This is a genomic window from Arthrobacter sp. ISL-95, assembly GCF_018613695.1.
Taxonomy (GTDB): Bacteria; Actinomycetota; Actinomycetes; order Actinomycetales; family Micrococcaceae; genus Arthrobacter.
The window spans coordinates 117,941-133,279 of sequence record NZ_JAGGPR010000012.1 but is presented as its reverse complement, the minus strand read 5'-3'; the positions used below and the strand labels follow the sequence as shown (position 1 = coordinate 133,279).

Annotated in this window: 14 protein-coding genes and 3 tRNA genes; 6 read left to right on the top strand and 11 right to left on the bottom strand. The window is 61.0% G+C overall.

What is annotated here, in order from left to right; genetic code table 11:
• Positions 1–88: 88 nt before the first annotated feature.
• From pyrH to rpsB, 3 genes are all read right to left on the bottom strand, one after another.
• Complete coding sequence (pyrH, locus tag J7I86_RS16660) at positions 89–826, bottom strand: UMP kinase (RefSeq protein WP_214821571.1); 738 nt, start codon at positions 824–826, stop codon at positions 89–91.
• A gap of 121 nt (positions 827–947) precedes the next feature.
• Entirely contained in the window at positions 948–1,784 is an 837-nt protein-coding gene (tsf, locus tag J7I86_RS16655; RefSeq protein WP_026541489.1) for a translation elongation factor Ts, read from the bottom strand.
• A 122-nt stretch (positions 1,785–1,906) separates the two neighbouring features.
• Positions 1,907–2,809 (bottom strand): 30S ribosomal protein S2, encoded by a 903-nt coding sequence (gene rpsB / locus J7I86_RS16650; RefSeq protein WP_214821569.1) that lies wholly within the window; start codon positions 2,807–2,809, stop codon positions 1,907–1,909.
• 407 nt (positions 2,810–3,216) lie between these two features.
• Here rpsB and J7I86_RS16645 point away from each other — a divergent pair, with 407 nt between their 5' ends.
• Positions 3,217–3,711, top strand: coding sequence for a M23 family metallopeptidase (locus tag J7I86_RS16645; RefSeq protein WP_214821567.1), 495 nt, complete (start codon positions 3,217–3,219; stop codon positions 3,709–3,711).
• Positions 3,712–3,795: 84 nt separating this feature from the next.
• Here the strand turns inward: J7I86_RS16645 and J7I86_RS16640 are convergent, their stop codons facing one another.
• From J7I86_RS16640 to J7I86_RS16615, 6 genes are all read right to left on the bottom strand, one after another.
• Positions 3,796–4,986, bottom strand: coding sequence for an acyl-CoA dehydrogenase family protein (locus J7I86_RS16640; RefSeq protein ID WP_214821565.1), 1,191 nt, complete (start codon positions 4,984–4,986; stop codon positions 3,796–3,798).
• Between the two features lie 134 nt (positions 4,987–5,120).
• A tRNA-Ile gene (locus tag J7I86_RS16635) sits at positions 5,121–5,194 on the bottom strand.
• 84 nt (positions 5,195–5,278) lie between these two features.
• Complete coding sequence (locus J7I86_RS16630) at positions 5,279–6,475, bottom strand: glycosyltransferase (RefSeq protein ID WP_214821563.1); 1,197 nt, start codon at positions 6,473–6,475, stop codon at positions 5,279–5,281.
• 95 nt (positions 6,476–6,570) lie between these two features.
• Entirely contained in the window at positions 6,571–7,488 is a 918-nt protein-coding gene (locus tag J7I86_RS16625; RefSeq protein WP_214821561.1) for a DMT family transporter, read from the bottom strand.
• Positions 7,488–8,111 (bottom strand): CDP-alcohol phosphatidyltransferase family protein, encoded by a 624-nt coding sequence (locus J7I86_RS16620; protein WP_214821559.1) that lies wholly within the window; start codon positions 8,109–8,111, stop codon positions 7,488–7,490. The genes J7I86_RS16625 and J7I86_RS16620 overlap by 1 nt, the downstream gene beginning before the upstream one ends.
• Positions 8,112–8,157: 46 nt before the next feature.
• Complete coding sequence (locus J7I86_RS16615; protein ID WP_214821557.1) at positions 8,158–9,006, bottom strand: phage holin family protein; 849 nt, start codon at positions 9,004–9,006, stop codon at positions 8,158–8,160.
• 172 nt (positions 9,007–9,178) lie between these two features.
• Between J7I86_RS16615 and J7I86_RS16610 the strand changes: the two genes are divergently transcribed.
• The 5 genes from J7I86_RS16610 to J7I86_RS16590 all read left to right on the top strand — a co-directional run bounded on the left by J7I86_RS16610 (position 9,179) and on the right by J7I86_RS16590 (position 14,992).
• Positions 9,179–10,408, top strand: coding sequence for a multidrug effflux MFS transporter (locus J7I86_RS16610; RefSeq protein WP_214821556.1), 1,230 nt, complete (start codon positions 9,179–9,181; stop codon positions 10,406–10,408).
• A 23-nt stretch (positions 10,409–10,431) separates the two neighbouring features.
• A complete protein-coding gene (locus tag J7I86_RS16605) occupies positions 10,432–10,611 on the top strand; it encodes a glycine zipper domain-containing protein (protein WP_214821555.1) in 180 nt (59 codons plus the stop codon).
• A 124-nt stretch (positions 10,612–10,735) separates the two neighbouring features.
• Positions 10,736–13,234: a bifunctional lysylphosphatidylglycerol flippase/synthetase MprF gene (locus tag J7I86_RS16600; protein ID WP_214821554.1), complete on the top strand. Its 2,499-nt coding sequence runs from the start codon at positions 10,736–10,738 to the stop codon at positions 13,232–13,234.
• A 22-nt stretch (positions 13,235–13,256) separates the two neighbouring features.
• Entirely contained in the window at positions 13,257–14,540 is a 1,284-nt protein-coding gene (locus J7I86_RS16595; protein ID WP_214821553.1) for an alpha/beta hydrolase-fold protein, read from the top strand.
• Positions 14,541–14,584: 44 nt separating this feature from the next.
• Complete coding sequence (locus J7I86_RS16590) at positions 14,585–14,992, top strand: hypothetical protein (protein ID WP_214821552.1); 408 nt, start codon at positions 14,585–14,587, stop codon at positions 14,990–14,992.
• 49 nt (positions 14,993–15,041) lie between these two features.
• On the opposite strand, the gene J7I86_RS16585 is transcribed toward J7I86_RS16590, so the two are convergent.
• Together J7I86_RS16585 and J7I86_RS16580 are read right to left on the bottom strand one after the other, a co-directional pair.
• A tRNA-Asn gene (locus tag J7I86_RS16585) sits at positions 15,042–15,114 on the bottom strand.
• A gap of 116 nt (positions 15,115–15,230) precedes the next feature.
• Positions 15,231–15,303 (bottom strand) — tRNA-Asn (locus tag J7I86_RS16580).
• Between the last annotated feature and the right edge of the window lie 36 nt (positions 15,304–15,339).

Genomic DNA, 15,339 nt, shown 5'->3' with positions numbered 1-15,339 from the left:
CAACTTCAGGCGGCAATGCACAGTAAAGCAATGCACAGTAAAGATCCGCCACTATGGGCGGACGGTCCTAGAAATATCCTAGCCCTTGCTAGGGAGTAACCAGGGTTCCCAGCGTTTCGCCGAGGATGGCACGGGTAACGTTGCCCTCGCCCTCCATCCCGAAGACCACCATGGAAAGGCTGTTGTCCTTGCACATGGTCATTGCGGTCTGGTCCATGACCCTGATGTCGCGGCGCAAGGCGTCGTCGTAGCTGAGGACATCCAGCTTCTCGGCCATAGGGTCCTTTTTGGGATCTGCGGTGTAGACGCCGTCCACACCGCTCTTGGCCATGAGGACCACGTCGGCGTGCACTTCAAGGGCGCGCTGCGCCGCTACGGTATCGGTGGAGAAGTAGGGCAGTCCGGCGCCAGCACCGAAAATGACAACGCGGCCCTTTTCCATGTGGCGGATTGCACGGCGCGGAATGTAGGCCTCTGCAACCTGGCCCATGGTGATGGCACTCTGCACCCTGGTTTCCACTCCGGCCTGCTCCAGGAAGTCCTGCAGGGCCAGGCAGTTCATCACGGTGCCCAGCATGCCCATGTAGTCTGCGCGGGAGCGGTCCATGCCGCTTTGCGACAGTTCGGCGCCGCGGAAGAAGTTGCCCCCGCCTACAACGATTGCCACTTCGACTTCGGTGACCGCAGCCGCGATCTGCTTGGCGATGGCGCGCACTGTCTCAGGATCGACGCCGAGCTTGCCTCCGCCGATGACCTCGCCGGAAAGTTTCAGAAGTACACGTCGACGGGTCTTCTCGGGCTGGATAGCAGTGTTGACGGTTTCCATGGTGCCTTCCCGTTGGTGGACTCTGGCTAGATTATCGTGCTGTGGGTCCGCGCGGGTACTACCCGGACGGGTGCATGAAAAAGGGGCGGCCACCGAAGTGACCACCCCTTTTCATGTAGTACTAGTTTCCTACGCGGAAACGGGTTACTGCGGTTGCCTTGACGCCGGCTTCTTCGAGGACCTGTGCAACAGTCTTCTTGGAATCCTTGGCGAAAGCCTGGTCAACCAGAACTTCACCCTTGTAGAAGCCCGTCACGCGGCCTTCCACGATCTTGGAAAGAGCAGCTTCGGGCTTGCCTTCAGCCTTAGCAGTCTCTTCCGCGATGCGGCGCTCGGACTCGACCAGTTCGGCCGGGACGTCGTCGCGGGTCAGGTAGTTCGGAGCCATGGCTGCAACGTGCACGGCGATGTCGTGAGCGGCGGTGGCAGCGGCTTCGCCTTCACCGTCAACAGCGAACAGAACGCCAACCTGGGCCGGGAGGTCCTTGGACGTCTTGTGCAGGTAGGCGTCAACCGTGGTGCCCTCAACGCGGGAGATACGGCGGACAACAACCTTCTCGCCGAGGACTGCGCCCTCTTCGACAACAACCTCGGACAACGGCTTGCCGTCAACCTCGGTGGCCAGCAGGGTTTCGAGGTCGGCTGCGCCGGACTCGACTGCAACGTTGAGAACCTTGTCAGCCAGCTGGATGAACTTGTCAGCCTTGGCAACGAAGTCAGTTTCGCAGTTGACCTCGATCATTACGCCAACGCCGCCGTTGACCTTGGCAGCAACCAGGCCTTCAGCAGTGGAACGGCCTTCGCGCTTGGTAGCACCCTTGAGGCCCTTGATGCGGATGATCTCGATGGCCTTCTCGGCGTCACCGTTGGCTTCGTCAAGAGCCTTCTTGACGTCCATCATGCCGGCGCCGGTGCGCTCGCGCAGGGCCTTGATGTCAGCAGCAGTGTAGTTCGCCATGTGAACCCCTCTGTCTAGAAATTTTGTGTGTTTACGGACTGACAGGACGGCAGCCCACCATGTGAGCCGCCATCCTGTCAGTTGCCCCCGACGCCGTCTCCAGCGTCAGGGAAGGTCCAGATTTACTTGGCTTCTTCGGCTTCGCCGGCTGCAGCTTCAGTTGCCGCGGGAGCCTCAGCTGCGGGAGCCTCAGTTGCGGGAGCTTCTGCTGCAGGAGCTTCTGCTGCAGGAGCCTCGGTTGCCGCTGCTTCTTCGGCCTTGCTGCCTTCGAGGAGCTCGCGCTCCCACTCAGCCAGCGGCTCTTCCGGAGCTTCGGTGGTGCCGGTTGCGCGCTGGTTGCGGGCGATGAGGCCCTCAGCTACGGCGTCAGCAACAACGCGGGTGAGCAGGTTGACGGAGCGAATGGCGTCGTCGTTACCCGGGATCGGGAAGTCAACTTCGTCGGGATCGCAGTTGGTGTCCAGGATGGCAACAACGGGGATGTTCAGCTTCTTGGCTTCGTCAACAGCAAGGTGTTCCTTCTTGGTGTCAACAACCCAGAGAACCGAGGGAGCCTTGGTCAGGTTGCGGATACCACCGAGGTTGGACTCAAGCTTGGTGAGTTCACGCTTGAGGAGCAGGAGCTCCTTCTTGGTGTAAGCCGAACCGGCGACGTCGTCGAAGTTGATCTCTTCGAGTTCCTTCATGCGCTGGATACGCTTGGCGACGGTCTGGAAGTTGGTGAGCATACCGCCCAACCAACGCTGGTTGACGTACGGCTGGCCAACGCGGGTAGCCTGCTCGGCAATTGCTTCCTGAGCCTGCTTCTTGGTGCCAACGAACAGGACGGTGCCGCCATGAGCGACAGTAGCCTTGACGAACTCGTAAGCGCGGTCGATGTAGGACAGCGACTGCTGGAGGTCGATGATGTAGATGCCGTTGCGCTCCGTGAAGATGAAGCGCTTCATCTTCGGGTTCCAACGACGGGTCTGGTGTCCAAAGTGGACGCCGCTGTCAAGCAGCTGGCGCATAGTTACGACGGGCATGCCGACGCTCCTTCCGGCAGGTCATTCATGAGAGAGCCCACGGGGCCGCTCTTACCCTGCCAATAGTTGACGGTTGTTTAGCCTTTGCCCGGATGGGCGTGGCTCCTGGCATCCATTGCACTTCTCATCCGGCATGGAGCCTAAGCTCAGCCGGACCGCAAGAGGCGCAATCCTCCGCAGCACAAAGCCATGAGGCTTCACTGGTGGAGGGCTGGATACGCGTAGTCAGCCTGGGACCCTCACATATCTGAATGAGACATGCTCCTGAACAAGCTTGAGGGCACAGCAAACTGCTCCACCAAGTGTACTACAGCGACCTCACGGGTTTGACCGCGGGAACCCACGCGTTATCCACATACGGCAACCAGCGCATCGCGCAGCAGAGTCTGTCCCGGAAAGCTGATTCCATGACCGTTTTGAAGCTCACCTTGACCACACTTCTAACTGCCACCATCTTCGCGGGCAGCGCGAGCACCCCTGCCCCGGCCTCGGCTTCGTGGAGCTGGCCGCTCTCCCCCATGCCTTCCGTCCTGCGGACGTTCGAGCCGCCGGACAAACCGTGGCTCAGCGGGCATCGGGGTGTGGACTTAGGGCCAACGTCCGACGGCGCACCGGTCACCTCGCCGTCTGATGGCGTGGTGACGTTTGCCGGCGTCGTGGTTGACCGTCCCGTGCTCACAATCGATCAAGGCGGTGGACTCAAGAGCAGTTTCGAGCCAGTGACCAGCGAACTGAAATCCGGTGACACCGTGCGCAAGGGGCAGGTCATCGGCACCATGGAACCCGGTCATTGCAGCAGTGCCACCTGCTTGCACTGGGGCGTGCGGCGGGGCGAGGACTACGTCAATCCACTGGGCTTCGTGGAGGACATGCGGCCGTCCATCCTGCTGCCGCTGTACTGAGCACCACCAAGCCCGAGTCCCCACCCTTGAGTCCGCGCCTCTGAGAGTCTCCGCCCTCGAGTCCCCACCGCGACCGCGAGCGTTCTAGACGATGGCCGAAACACCCGTGATGGCACGGCCTGTCACCAAGGTGTTGATCTCGTGCGTGCCCTCATAGGAATAGATGGCCTCGGCGTCTGAGAAGATCTTGGCCATTCCGTAGTCCGTGACGATTCCGTTGCCACCCAGGATGCCGCGTCCCAGGGCAACGCTTTCGCGCATGCGTGCCGTAGTGAAAGCCTTCGCCAGAGCCGACTGCTCGTCCTTGGCTACACCAGCGTCTTCGAGTTGGGCCAGACGAACCATCATGCCCATGGAGGCTACGGTGTTCCCGAGGATCTGAACCAACTGGTTCTGCACCAGCTGGAAAGCGGCCAACGGGCGCCCGAACTGCTGACGCTCCACGGCGTAGCTGCGGGCAACATCGAACGCTGCCATCTGCAGCCCAACGGCCTGCCAAGCCACTGCCAGGCGGGTGACCTTGAGGACCTTGTTGGTATCGCGGAAGCTGTTGCCGTTGGCCAGCTTGAAGAAGTCCGGCACCACAACGTTATCCAAAACGATGTCAGCGTTCTGCACTGTTCGCAGGGAGATCTTGTTCTCGATTTTGCTGGCCGAGTAGCCCGGCAAAGTGGTGTCCACCAGGAAGGCCTTGACCTGGTTGTCCGCAACGTCCTTGGCGTAGATGACCACCCAGTCTGAGAAGGTGGCGTTGCCGATCCAGCGCTTGGCGCCGTTGAGAATCCAGGTGTCGCCGTCGCGCTTGGCCGTGGTGCGCGTTCCACCCGCCACGTCCGAGCCGCCCAAGGGCTCAGTCAACCCGAAAGCGCCGATCTTCTTCAGGGAGTAAATGTCCGGCAGCCAGGCATCCTTCTGTTCCTGCGATGCGAGGGCCTCGATCGAACCTGTGAACAGGCCGTCGTGGACGCCCATGAACGTAGCAATCGAGGCGTCAGCGCGCGTAACTTCAGCGTGGAGCATTCCGGCGAACAGGTTGGAGTACCCCTGCCGGCGAACGGGGCTGACAAGGTCCAGTTCGCCCAGCTTTGGAATGAGGTCCATGGGGAACTCGCCACGGTTCCAGCAATCCACGGCAATGGGCTTGACTTCGCGGGCGAGGAATTCGCGGACCTCCGCCAGGCGGTCCTGCTCTTTTCCAGTCAGCATCTGCTCAAAAGCGTAGAAGTCGCCGTCGGCATACGGAAGGTTGCTGGCGTCGAATGCAGCGTTGGACATATTCGCTCCTTCAAGGGTGGTCACCTGCGACCAAAACTAAGTTACTGATGAGTAACATACCGCATCGATGGGGGAACGCAAAAGAGCCGTGGCCGACGAAGATGAATCGTCGGCCACGGCTCCCGCGTGAAATGTAGGGCTACTCGGACTTGAACCGAGGACCTTAGGATTATGAGTCCCGCGCTCTAACCAGCTGAGCTATAGCCCCTTGATGCCCGGTCCGGCCACCGCAAAGCAGCGGTTCCGGGCAAAGCACTCCAGCAATTCTAATAGGTGCCGGGGAGTGCTTTTGTCACACCACCATGTCCTCGTAAGTAGCACCCCGGTAGAGGTCCTCGAAGGTCTGGAGGGTGCCGTTGATGCTGTGTGGCTCCACCATCTCGCGGCTGAGCTTACCCATGGCCTCGAGTTCATCCTGGGGAAGCTCAACGAGCTGGGTGATTCTGCCCGCAAGCTCGTTGCTGTCGTTGGGGGTGAAGAGGTAGCCGTTCTCCCCGTCACGGACCAGATGCGGCAGGGCCATGGCGTTGGCCAGCAGCACCGGGGTGGAAGCAGACATGGCCTCCAACGTCACCAGTGACTGAAGCTCGGCTGTCCCGGGCATGCAGAAGATATCGGCCTTGATGTAAGCATCCCGCAGGTCCTCGTCGCTCGCCAGCCCGAGGAACCGCACCCGGTCCCCTAGCCCAAGCTTCGCGACCTGAGCTTCAAGGGCAGGACGGACTTCGCCGCCACCCACGATTTCCAAGTTCACGTTCAGTTCGCGCGGGGTCTTGGCCACGGCATCGATCAGCACATCGATGTGCTTTTCTTCGGCAAGCCGGCCCACGAACAGGACCGTCGGGTTGGCGTGCCGCTCGATCATTTCACCCGGCTGCAGCTCGTACGCCGACGAGTCGATGCCGTTGGAAAGGGGCAGGACCTTACGCAGGAAAGCGTGCTGATGCATGGCCTTGGCCGCGAGCGGCGTGGGCGTGGTGACCACATCCGCCTGGCTCATGACCTTGCCCATGTCCTTCCACGAAATCCGGCCAACAATGTCCTTGAACCACTGCGGGAAGGGAAGGAACGGGTTGAGGTTCTCGGGCATGAAGTGGTTGGTGGCCACAATCCGGATGCCGCGCCTAACAGCCTCGTAGAGGACTTGCTCGCCAATCATGTAGTGGCTCTGGATGTGAACGACGTCCGGCTGGACTTTGTCGAAAAGAAGGCTGATTTCCTTCTTGATTTCCCACGGGAAGCAAATACGGAAGTACTCGTGGGTGAAGACGCCGTGGGAGCGGAGCCGGTGAACGGTGGCTTCGTCGCGGAACTCGGTGTAGCTCTTGCCCGTGTCCGGACGGCAGGCCAACACGTGCACGTTGTGCCCGCGCGCCGTCATCCCCTTGGCCAGGCGGTAGCCGAACTGGGCGGCACCGTTGACGTGCGGCGGGTACGTATCCGCGGCAATCAAAAGAGTGAGGGGCTTGGTGGTGTCGGGAATGGTCACGTGGAGAACTCCTGATGGTCACGGTGCGGACAGCACTTCTTGAGGCAATGCTGCGGTGTCGCCGGGTTGCCGCCCGCAATAGCGGTGGCGCAAGGTCAAGCTTTGCCTTGGGCCTTCCGGCTGGCAGCCGCCTTCGCGTCCTTCTTGCGCTTGGTGACTTCCGGATGGTGCCGGCTCAGGGCAATAACCCCCACGATAGCAAGCGTAGCGGCCGCGGCCATGGCGATGGCCATCACGGCGTGGACATCGGGACGAAGCTCACCCAGGATCACAATGCCGATTGCGATGCCCACCATGGGGTCGATCACGGTCAGACCGGCGATCACCAGGTCAGGTGGACCGCCGGAATAGGCACTCTGGACGAACCAGGAGCCCAGTCCCCCGGCGGCCACAATAGCTATCAGGGTGTACCACTGAACGTTGAGCAGGAACATACCGTTGGGATCGAGCAGGTGCTTGCCGATGATGCGGGTCAGGACTGCAACGAAACCGAACAGGACACCGGCCCCCAAAATGTAAATGAAGGCACTCATCCTGTGTTTGAACAAGACGGCGAGTGCTCCAAAAATCCCCACGGCAAGCGCCAGCAAGAGAACAATGGTCAGTTCATCCTCAGCATTGACGTGGTGGTTCTCCTGCGTGACGTTAACGGCAAGGAGCACAAACAACGCCGAACCAGTAACACAGGCGCTGATGGCCACCACCGTGGCACGGTTGATGCTCAGGCCCTGGTCCTTGGCGTTGACCACGGTGGTGATGACCAGCGCAATGGCACCGATCGGTTGCACCACGGTCAGAGGCGCGGACACCAAGGCGATGGCATTCAGCACCATTCCGAGGGTCAGGAACAGCAGGCCAAGCATCCACCGCGGGTTGCGCAGGAGACGCAGGAACCCGTTGGAACTGAGCGCAAGGCCACCAGTGTCCGCTTTGACCGCGCTGCCTTGCCGTTGGGCGCCAATGGCGAGGAAAAAAGCGCCTAGCAGCGCGAGGGAAACTGCCAGCCAGACCATCAGCCTCGTCCGCCGTCGTCGGTTTTCAGTTCTTTACCCTTACGCAAGATGGCCCAGAAGTAGTTATATGCCGCTACCCAGTGGCCGACCAGGCCGAGGCCAAGGAACGTCCAAGCGGCCACGAAGTAGACGTCGGTAAAAGCAACGGGCAACTTGGACAGGACCAGTAACGGCGTACCGATCAGCAGTAGCCCAGTGCGGATCTTTCCAATGATGCTCACGGGAAGGTCCGGGTGGCTCCGGAAGTAGATCAGGGATGCAATGGCCAGGACGGCGTCCGGCACCAACAGCGCGGCCAGGTACCACCACTGCACGACGCCGGCAATCGCCAGTGTGAAGGCGACAGCCAGCAGTGCGGCCCGGTCTGCCATGGGATCCAGGATCCGCCCAAGCTTGGAGGTCTGATCGAAGCGTCTGGCAATGTAGCCATCCACCCAGTCGGTGCTGCCCATGATGACGAGTACCAAGACCGCGAAACCGTATTCCTGCTCGGACAGGACGAGCCAGACAAACAGCGGCACGCCCATGAAGCGAAGAACTGTGAGGATGTTGGGGACAGTGAAGATGAGGTCGTGATCAACCTGCGGCCGGTCGGGGTGCGACCCAGCTCCGATCAATCTCATCCTGTCCCCCTTTCTCGTCTTCAGCGTTTGTTGGCGCCGCTGGCTGCTACTTTTTCAGCAACTTCCGCAGTGCAACAACGAAGACCACCGCAGCCGTGGCAAACGCAGCGAGGTCCTTCCACCGGGCGGCAAGCCGTTCGGTGAGGCTCTCAGGTACGGAGTCTTCGAGTTCGGCAAACTTCGCTGCAGCGAATTCCTTGCTCTCCTGGAACTTTCCGTTGGCGCTCTGGAGGAAAGCCCGGCCTTGCTTCTTGACGTCCAGCTGCTCACCGAGCTCGTCGCGAACGCCCGTGAGGTGTTCACGGCGGCGCTTCAGGCGCGAGCGAAGCTCAGCTTCGGTGGGCGCCTTGACGGCATCGGCTTCCTTGGCGGCTTCCTTGGCGGCCTTCTCTGCCTTGGCCTTCTCAGCGGCCGCTTCCTTTTCAGCCTTGGCTGCCTTCGCGGCGGGCGAGTTGGGATCAAGGATGGACTCGTCGAAGTCAGAGCCTTCCTTGGCGATTCCGAGATCATGTTTGATCCCCCGGATGGTGTCCTCCGGGACCAGGGGCATGGCCTTCTTGAACTTGGCTATGCCTATCAAGGACGCGATTGCCACAATCACCAGGAAGAACGCCGCAACAATCAGAGCCGCCAGCCAGCCGGGCATGATGGTGGCCAAGCCCAAGATCGCTGCGACCACCAGCGCGATGACCAGGAGCGCCAGGAAGACAAGCGCGACTCCAAAGAAGGCGCCGGCGATGCCGACCTGTGTGGCTTTTCGCTTGAGCTCAACCTTCGCAAGGGCGATTTCGTCATTGAGTTGCCTCGGAGCCAGCCTTGCTACGAGCTTGAGGGTCTTCGGCAAAGTACGAATGGCTGGTCCTTGACTGGGCCGGCCGGTGTGACGTCCACTCATGGGTTCCGCCTAACTGCTTCCTCTGGGCATCGTGTAGGGCGTACGCGGTGGAAAACGATCCCCGCGTACACCTGTTCTCAAAGCTATCATTCAGGTTCCTGCTGAACTTTCGGGATTAGGCCCCGGCGCGCCCGTCATACGTCCAATAAATATGATCCGGGCCATAGGATAGATGATCGTGACCTCTCCCATTGCTCCGGGCGATTCTCTGAGCCGACGCGAAAAACTTGTCTACATTCTCCTGTTGGGCGCCCTGACGGCCTTGGGTCCTTTCACCATCGACCTCTATCTTCCGGCGTTCCCCGCTTTGGAAGAGAGTTTTGATGTCTCGGCGGCGGCAATCCAGCTCACGCTGACCGGCACAACGGTTGGCTTCGGGCTCGGCCAACTGCTGGTGGGACCATTCAGTGACAAGGTGGGACGCCGGCTTCCGCTCATTCTGGCGACTGCTGTGCACATCGGTTCATCGCTGGGTGCGGCGCTGGCCACAGACATCGGGATGCTGTCCCTGTTCCGCGTGCTCATGGGAATCGGTGCTGCCGGAGGCGGCGTAGTGGCCATGGCCATGGTTCGGGATCTCTTCCACGGTTACTCCATGGTCCGGATGTTCTCACGGATGTCACTGGTCAACGGCCTGGCCCCCATCCTTGCCCCGGTCATCGGATCCCAATTGCTGCTGGTGTTCCCTTGGCCGGGCATCTTCTACTTCCTGGCCGCGTACGGGCTACTGGTCATACTTGCTTCGATCTTCTTCATCCGGGAAACACTTCCGGCTGAACAGCGGGGAAAATCCACTGCCTCCGTAGGTCAACGCTATAAGACCGTCCTGACGGACAGGATTTTTGTGGGCATGGTACTCGTGGGAAGCCTGAATTTCGGTGGACTCTTCGCTTACCTCTCAGCTTCCACCTTTCTTTTCCAGAACATTTACGGCTTCTCGCCGCAGGAATACGGCCTCCTGTTCGGCATCAACTCCTTAGGCATCGTGGCAGGCGTGCAGATCAGCTCGCGCCTGATCAGACGGGTAGCTCCACAGTGGATTGTGGCCGGGGCAACAGTCTTCATGCTTTTCACCGCCCTCCTTATTGTGGCCCTTGACCTGTTCCACGTGGGTTTATGGGGCATTCTCATCCCATTGTGGTTCTACATTTGCGCCACCGGCTTCATGTTCCCGTGCGTTCAGGTCCTGTCCCTGGCCAAGCATGGTGCACAAGCAGGCACCGCTGCATCGCTCCTGGGCGCGTCCCAGTTCATGATGGCCGGCATTGTCCCGCCGGTTGTCGGTTGGCTTGGCGTCAGCTCAGCTGTGCCCATGGGCGCCGTCATGGCCGCGTGCATCACGGGCGCCATTGCCGCTCTGTGGTTGGTTGTCCGGCCCCGGTCTGTTCCGTCCATTCATTAGAACCGGCCCCGTAGGCTGTGACCATGACGAAAAAACCGCACCGCAACGGCCGGGGCCTCTTCCTGGGTGCCTTGCTTGGCGCCGTCGCCGGTGCTCTTCTTGGCCGCGCTGCCGGGAGTGCCCTGTTTGGTGCCCTCTTGGGTGCCGTGATCGGCGCTGCTGTTCTGTATCGCGTGAATCCCGGCCCTTGGAAGCGGGACTAGACCGGCCTTTGCGGGCGACCCGCCGACGTCGGCAATCACCAAACCCTCCCCTAACTGCCTACCGCAGGGCAGAATGGTGGCCAGCCGGGGTAACCGGTGCTTGAACCGGTGAAGGGGACATCACATGAGCTCGGCCGTCGTTTTTCGGGGCAGTGCACGGGGCCTCGCCACCCTGCGGAGGTTGCCAGTGACGCTGGCCCTGGTGGTGCTCCTCTGGGTGCTCGGAGCCATTTCCGGTAGCCTCATCAACGGTCCCGGCCAAGAGCTGTTGGACCAAGTGGGGCTTGGTTTGGCCGTGGAGCCAGGACCTTGGTGGTCAATCTTCACCTCGGCGTTCTTCGCCTCCTCCTTGCTCGACTATGTGGCCTGCACCGCGGCGATCCTGGTGGGCGTGGGCATCGCCGAACGGGTCATGGGCCCTTGGCTGGCACTGGCTGCATTCGTTGCCGGTTCAGCCGTCAGCGCCTTGGTACTTGTGGTGCTCGTAACCTTTGGAACGGATGCCAGCGACCAATGGCTCAGTTTCCTTGGCGGCGAATATGTGGTGGGTGCCTATGGTGGCGCTGCAGCGGCGTTGGGATGCTCGACGGCGGCGCTTGAGGCCCTGTGGCGTCGGCGCCTAAGGACGTGGTTGCTGGCCGCCACGCTGATGTTTGTCCTGTTTGTAGGAGTCGCCCAAACCCTGCAAGCCCTGGCCGGGGCCGTGATCGGCATCCTGGCAGGTTGGGCCGTCCAGTCGCTGGCCCTACGCCGCCGGGCAGGATCGCTGCATTCCTCAAGCCTTCGCGAAACACGTTTCCTGGTGGGCACCGTAGTGGGCGTCTTCGCGGTGGGGCCTTTGCTCACACAACTGACCGGAACGTGGGAAATCGGGCCGCTGTCCGTAGTTTCCGAGGTAATGCTCCAGGCCAGTCCCGACGCCGATGAGGTTCAGGAAGCGTGCAATAACGACAACAATTGCGTCAGCCTGCAGAGCATCGTGGGCGTCCAGAGCTTCGGCGCGGCCATCCTCACTCTGATTCCTGTGCTGCTGTTACTTGTCTGCGCCGAGGGACTGAGGCGCGGCCGGCGGCTGGCATACCGGCTGACGCTTGTTATCCAGCTGTATCTGGCAGCTGTGACCGTCCTGTCCATCGTCCAGTACGTGACAGATCCGGGGGTCACGTTGGACGATGACGACTTCGCGTACCTTCTGCTGTACGCGGTCCCCGCAGTCCTCGCCCCTGTCATCATCGCGGCGCTGCTTCTGATAAACCGACATAAGTTCCGCGTCGAGTCCAGCGACGCCGGATACCGGGTTCTGGGCCGGACGTCGCTCATCCTCGCCATGGCCGCCGTGATCTTCTATGCGATCTTCTGGTTCGTCGAAGGCAACCCCGGCAGCTCCACCCTGTTGGACCTCGCCGGACAGCTGACTCACATCCTGGTTCCTTTCCCTGTCCCCTTCGTGGTGGCCCTGCCCCAAGGCCTGCTGAGCACTGTGCTCTACGGCCTTGGCGGGGACCTCATTTGGCTTTGCATTCTTGTGCTGGTGCTGAACAACTTCCGGCGGTTCAGAATGCTGGCCACCGATCCGGCAGCAGACCTGGGGCACACCAGGGAGCTGTTGCACGATGGCGGCGGCACCCTGTCCTGGATGACGCTCTGGGACAACAACCAGTACTGGTTCACCCCGGACAGGAAGGCTGGAGTTGCCTATCAGGTCCATAACGGGGTTGCCCTCACCGTGGCCGGTCCGTTTGGCGCCAGCGAACACCACAGCGAGGCCGCTACGGGTTTCGTCAAACACTGCGCCAACCTGGGCCTGATCCCGTGCTTCTATTCAGCGACCGCAGAGCTGGATATCCCGCTGTTCCCCCATGGCTTCAGGAAACTGGAAGTGGCCGAAGAGACACTCCTCAACGTCCAAGCCATGACGTTCAAAGGAAAGGAATGGCAGAACGTCCGGACCGCTCTGAACCGCGCAGACAAGCTCTCCATCAAGGATCACTGGTACCCCTATCCTGAGATGCCGCCGGGAATCAGGGCGCAGCTGGCTGAGATTTCCGAAGAATGGGTGGCTGATAAAGCACTTCCTGAGATGGGGTTCACTCTGGGTGGCTTGAGCGAGCTCAAAGATCCCGAGGTGCTCTGCTGCGTGGCTGTGGATGACGACGGATTGGTCCATGGGGTCACCAGCTGGCTCCCGGTCTTCAACGCCGGGGTCATCTCAGGGTGGACCTTGGACTTCATGCGCCGCCGCACCACAGGTTTCAAGGGCGTCATGGAGTTCCTCATCGCCTCCGCCGTAACTCACTTCAAAGAAGAAGTACCCCAAATCTCCTTGTCCGGCTCACCGCTCGCCAATGCAGGAGCCGGTGCCGGCGATGAAGACCGCAGTACCCTTGACCGTGTCCTTGCGCTGCTCGGGAACGCCCTGGAACCCATGTATGGCTTCAAATCCTTGGCCGCTTTCAAATCAAGGTTCCAGCCTGAACACAGGACCCTCTACATGTACTACCAGGACCCGTTGGCCTTACCGTCCATCGGCATCGCGGTGGGTTCGGCCTACCTGCCGGGATTGTCCCCCACGCAAAGCGCCGGACTGTTGCGGCAGATGGTAGCCAAGGAGCCAGCCGCATGACGCCCGAGCGGGCATCCCGGTCATGAACGAGCTCCTGAAGCTGGAGATCAGTGGCCCTGTTGTCATGACGATCGCCGGAGTGATCGGCGTCGGCTTCTTTCTGCTGCTGTTCCTCAGACCGTCAGCGCGCTGGGCCCTCACCGCGATCACGGCGATTATGGTGGCAGTCCTGTTCGGGTGGTTGACCGTGTGGCTGGTGGAGGACGTCCTGGACGTTTTCCACGTGGGGCTGACGCCCCGGGTGTGGTTCTGGGCCCTTGCCTGCTTCGGTGCCTTGGGCCTGGCCGTGGTGAGCTTTCGCCACAGCCAACGGTGGCGGAAGGTAGTGGCCGCACTCTCGATTCCCGTGTTCGTCGTGGTGGCCGGCCTGGGTATCAACACAGAGTTCGGACTGAACAAAACGTTGGGCTCGGCGTTGGGGATCTCCACCGAGGGCGCCATCCAACTGGCCAAGCCGGACCCTGACGCCTCCCTTCCGGCAGGCCCGCTGTGGCAGAGCTGGAAGCCCGCGGCCGACCAGCCGGCGAAGGGCGAGGCAGGCACCCAAATCATTCCCGCCACCGCGTCCGGTTTCAATGCCAGGCCGGCGGGCATCTACCTGCCCCCCGCCGCCTTGACGGCCCATCCGCCCAAGTTGCCCTTGTTCGTCCTCATGATGGGCCAGCCGGGACTCCCCGATCCCCAATACGTTTCCGCGGCCCTGGACGAGTTCGCGGCAAAGAACAATGGCCTGGCCCCCATAGCGATCGTCGCAGACCAGATCGGCCCGGACCAGGATGACACCCTCTGCCTGGACACCGCTAAATACGGCAACGTGGAGAAGTACATTAACGAGGATGTTGTGAATTGGGCCAAAGCCAACTTGAACATCCTCCCTGACCGCGAGCACTGGACCATCGCCGGGTATTCCAACGGCGGGCAATGTGCCATTTCCTTCGCGGTCAAATACCCGGCGATGTGGGGCAACGTGGTGGACATCTCAGGCGAGGAGTTCCCCGGCGCAGAGGACCCTGCCGGCAACCTTACAACGATCTTCGACGGCAACCAGGCTGCCTACGATGCCCAAAAGCCCATCAACATCATGAAGGGCAAGCAGTTCCCCAACACAACGGCTGTCTTTACGGTGGGCTCGGATGACACCACTTACGTGGCAGCCGCCAAGGCAGTCTCCGCGGCTGCCCGGGATGCAGGGATGACGGTAACGTACTACGAAGTCCCTAACGGCGGTCACGTTGGCCTGGCACTGAACGCCGGACTGATCAAAGGTTTCGACGTGCTCTATCCCAGGCTTGGCCTCTCCCGGTAGCAGTTGCCCTTTTGCGGGCCCCTTACCGGAGATAAAGTTGAAGTGTGCCACATTGGCAAGAGCTGCAGCCGATTCCGGCACCGTGGCAGCGTCGGGATGAACGCATCCTGCCGCTGTGGTGGGACCGCTTGTGCTCGGTGACCAGCCCGCAATCCGCTGCCCTCTACGCCGCCGGGCTCTTTACCGATGACCGTCGCCGACCCATTGCGCAGTGGTACAACCCTGAATCGGACGCCGCGCTACTGGTCGCCCCGGAGACCTCGCCTGAATGGCCGGTCCAACGCTTTGGCATCTTCTATGCCCCACCAGGTGGCGGCTTCACCCGCGTCTATTCGGCGCCCCACGAATGGCATCCCCGGGAACCCAGGACTCCGCCCACCGAGCAGGATTCGTTCCTGGCCGCGGTGGTCGAGGCCGCCCGATTCCTGCAAGTGGAGATGGACTTCGTGTGACAAAAAGCAGACCCCGCACCAGCTATAAAGCCGGTACGGGGTCCTGTTGCTCCTCCGACTGGACTTGAACCAGTAACCCTTCGATTAACAGTCGAATGCTCTGCCAATTGAGCTACGGAGGAATGAAGCGGTTATGACTTTAGCAAAGGTTCTACCGGAAAGCGAAATTTGCATCGCATACCCCTCGGGGGTATAAAAATACCCCCGTTCCGAGTGATCGAAACGGGGGTATTGCGCGCTCCTCCGACTGGACTTGAACCAGTAACCCTTCGATTAACAGTCGAATGCTCTGCCAATTGAGCTACGGAGGAATGAAGCGGTTACTAGCTTAACAGGGGCCCGCCAGA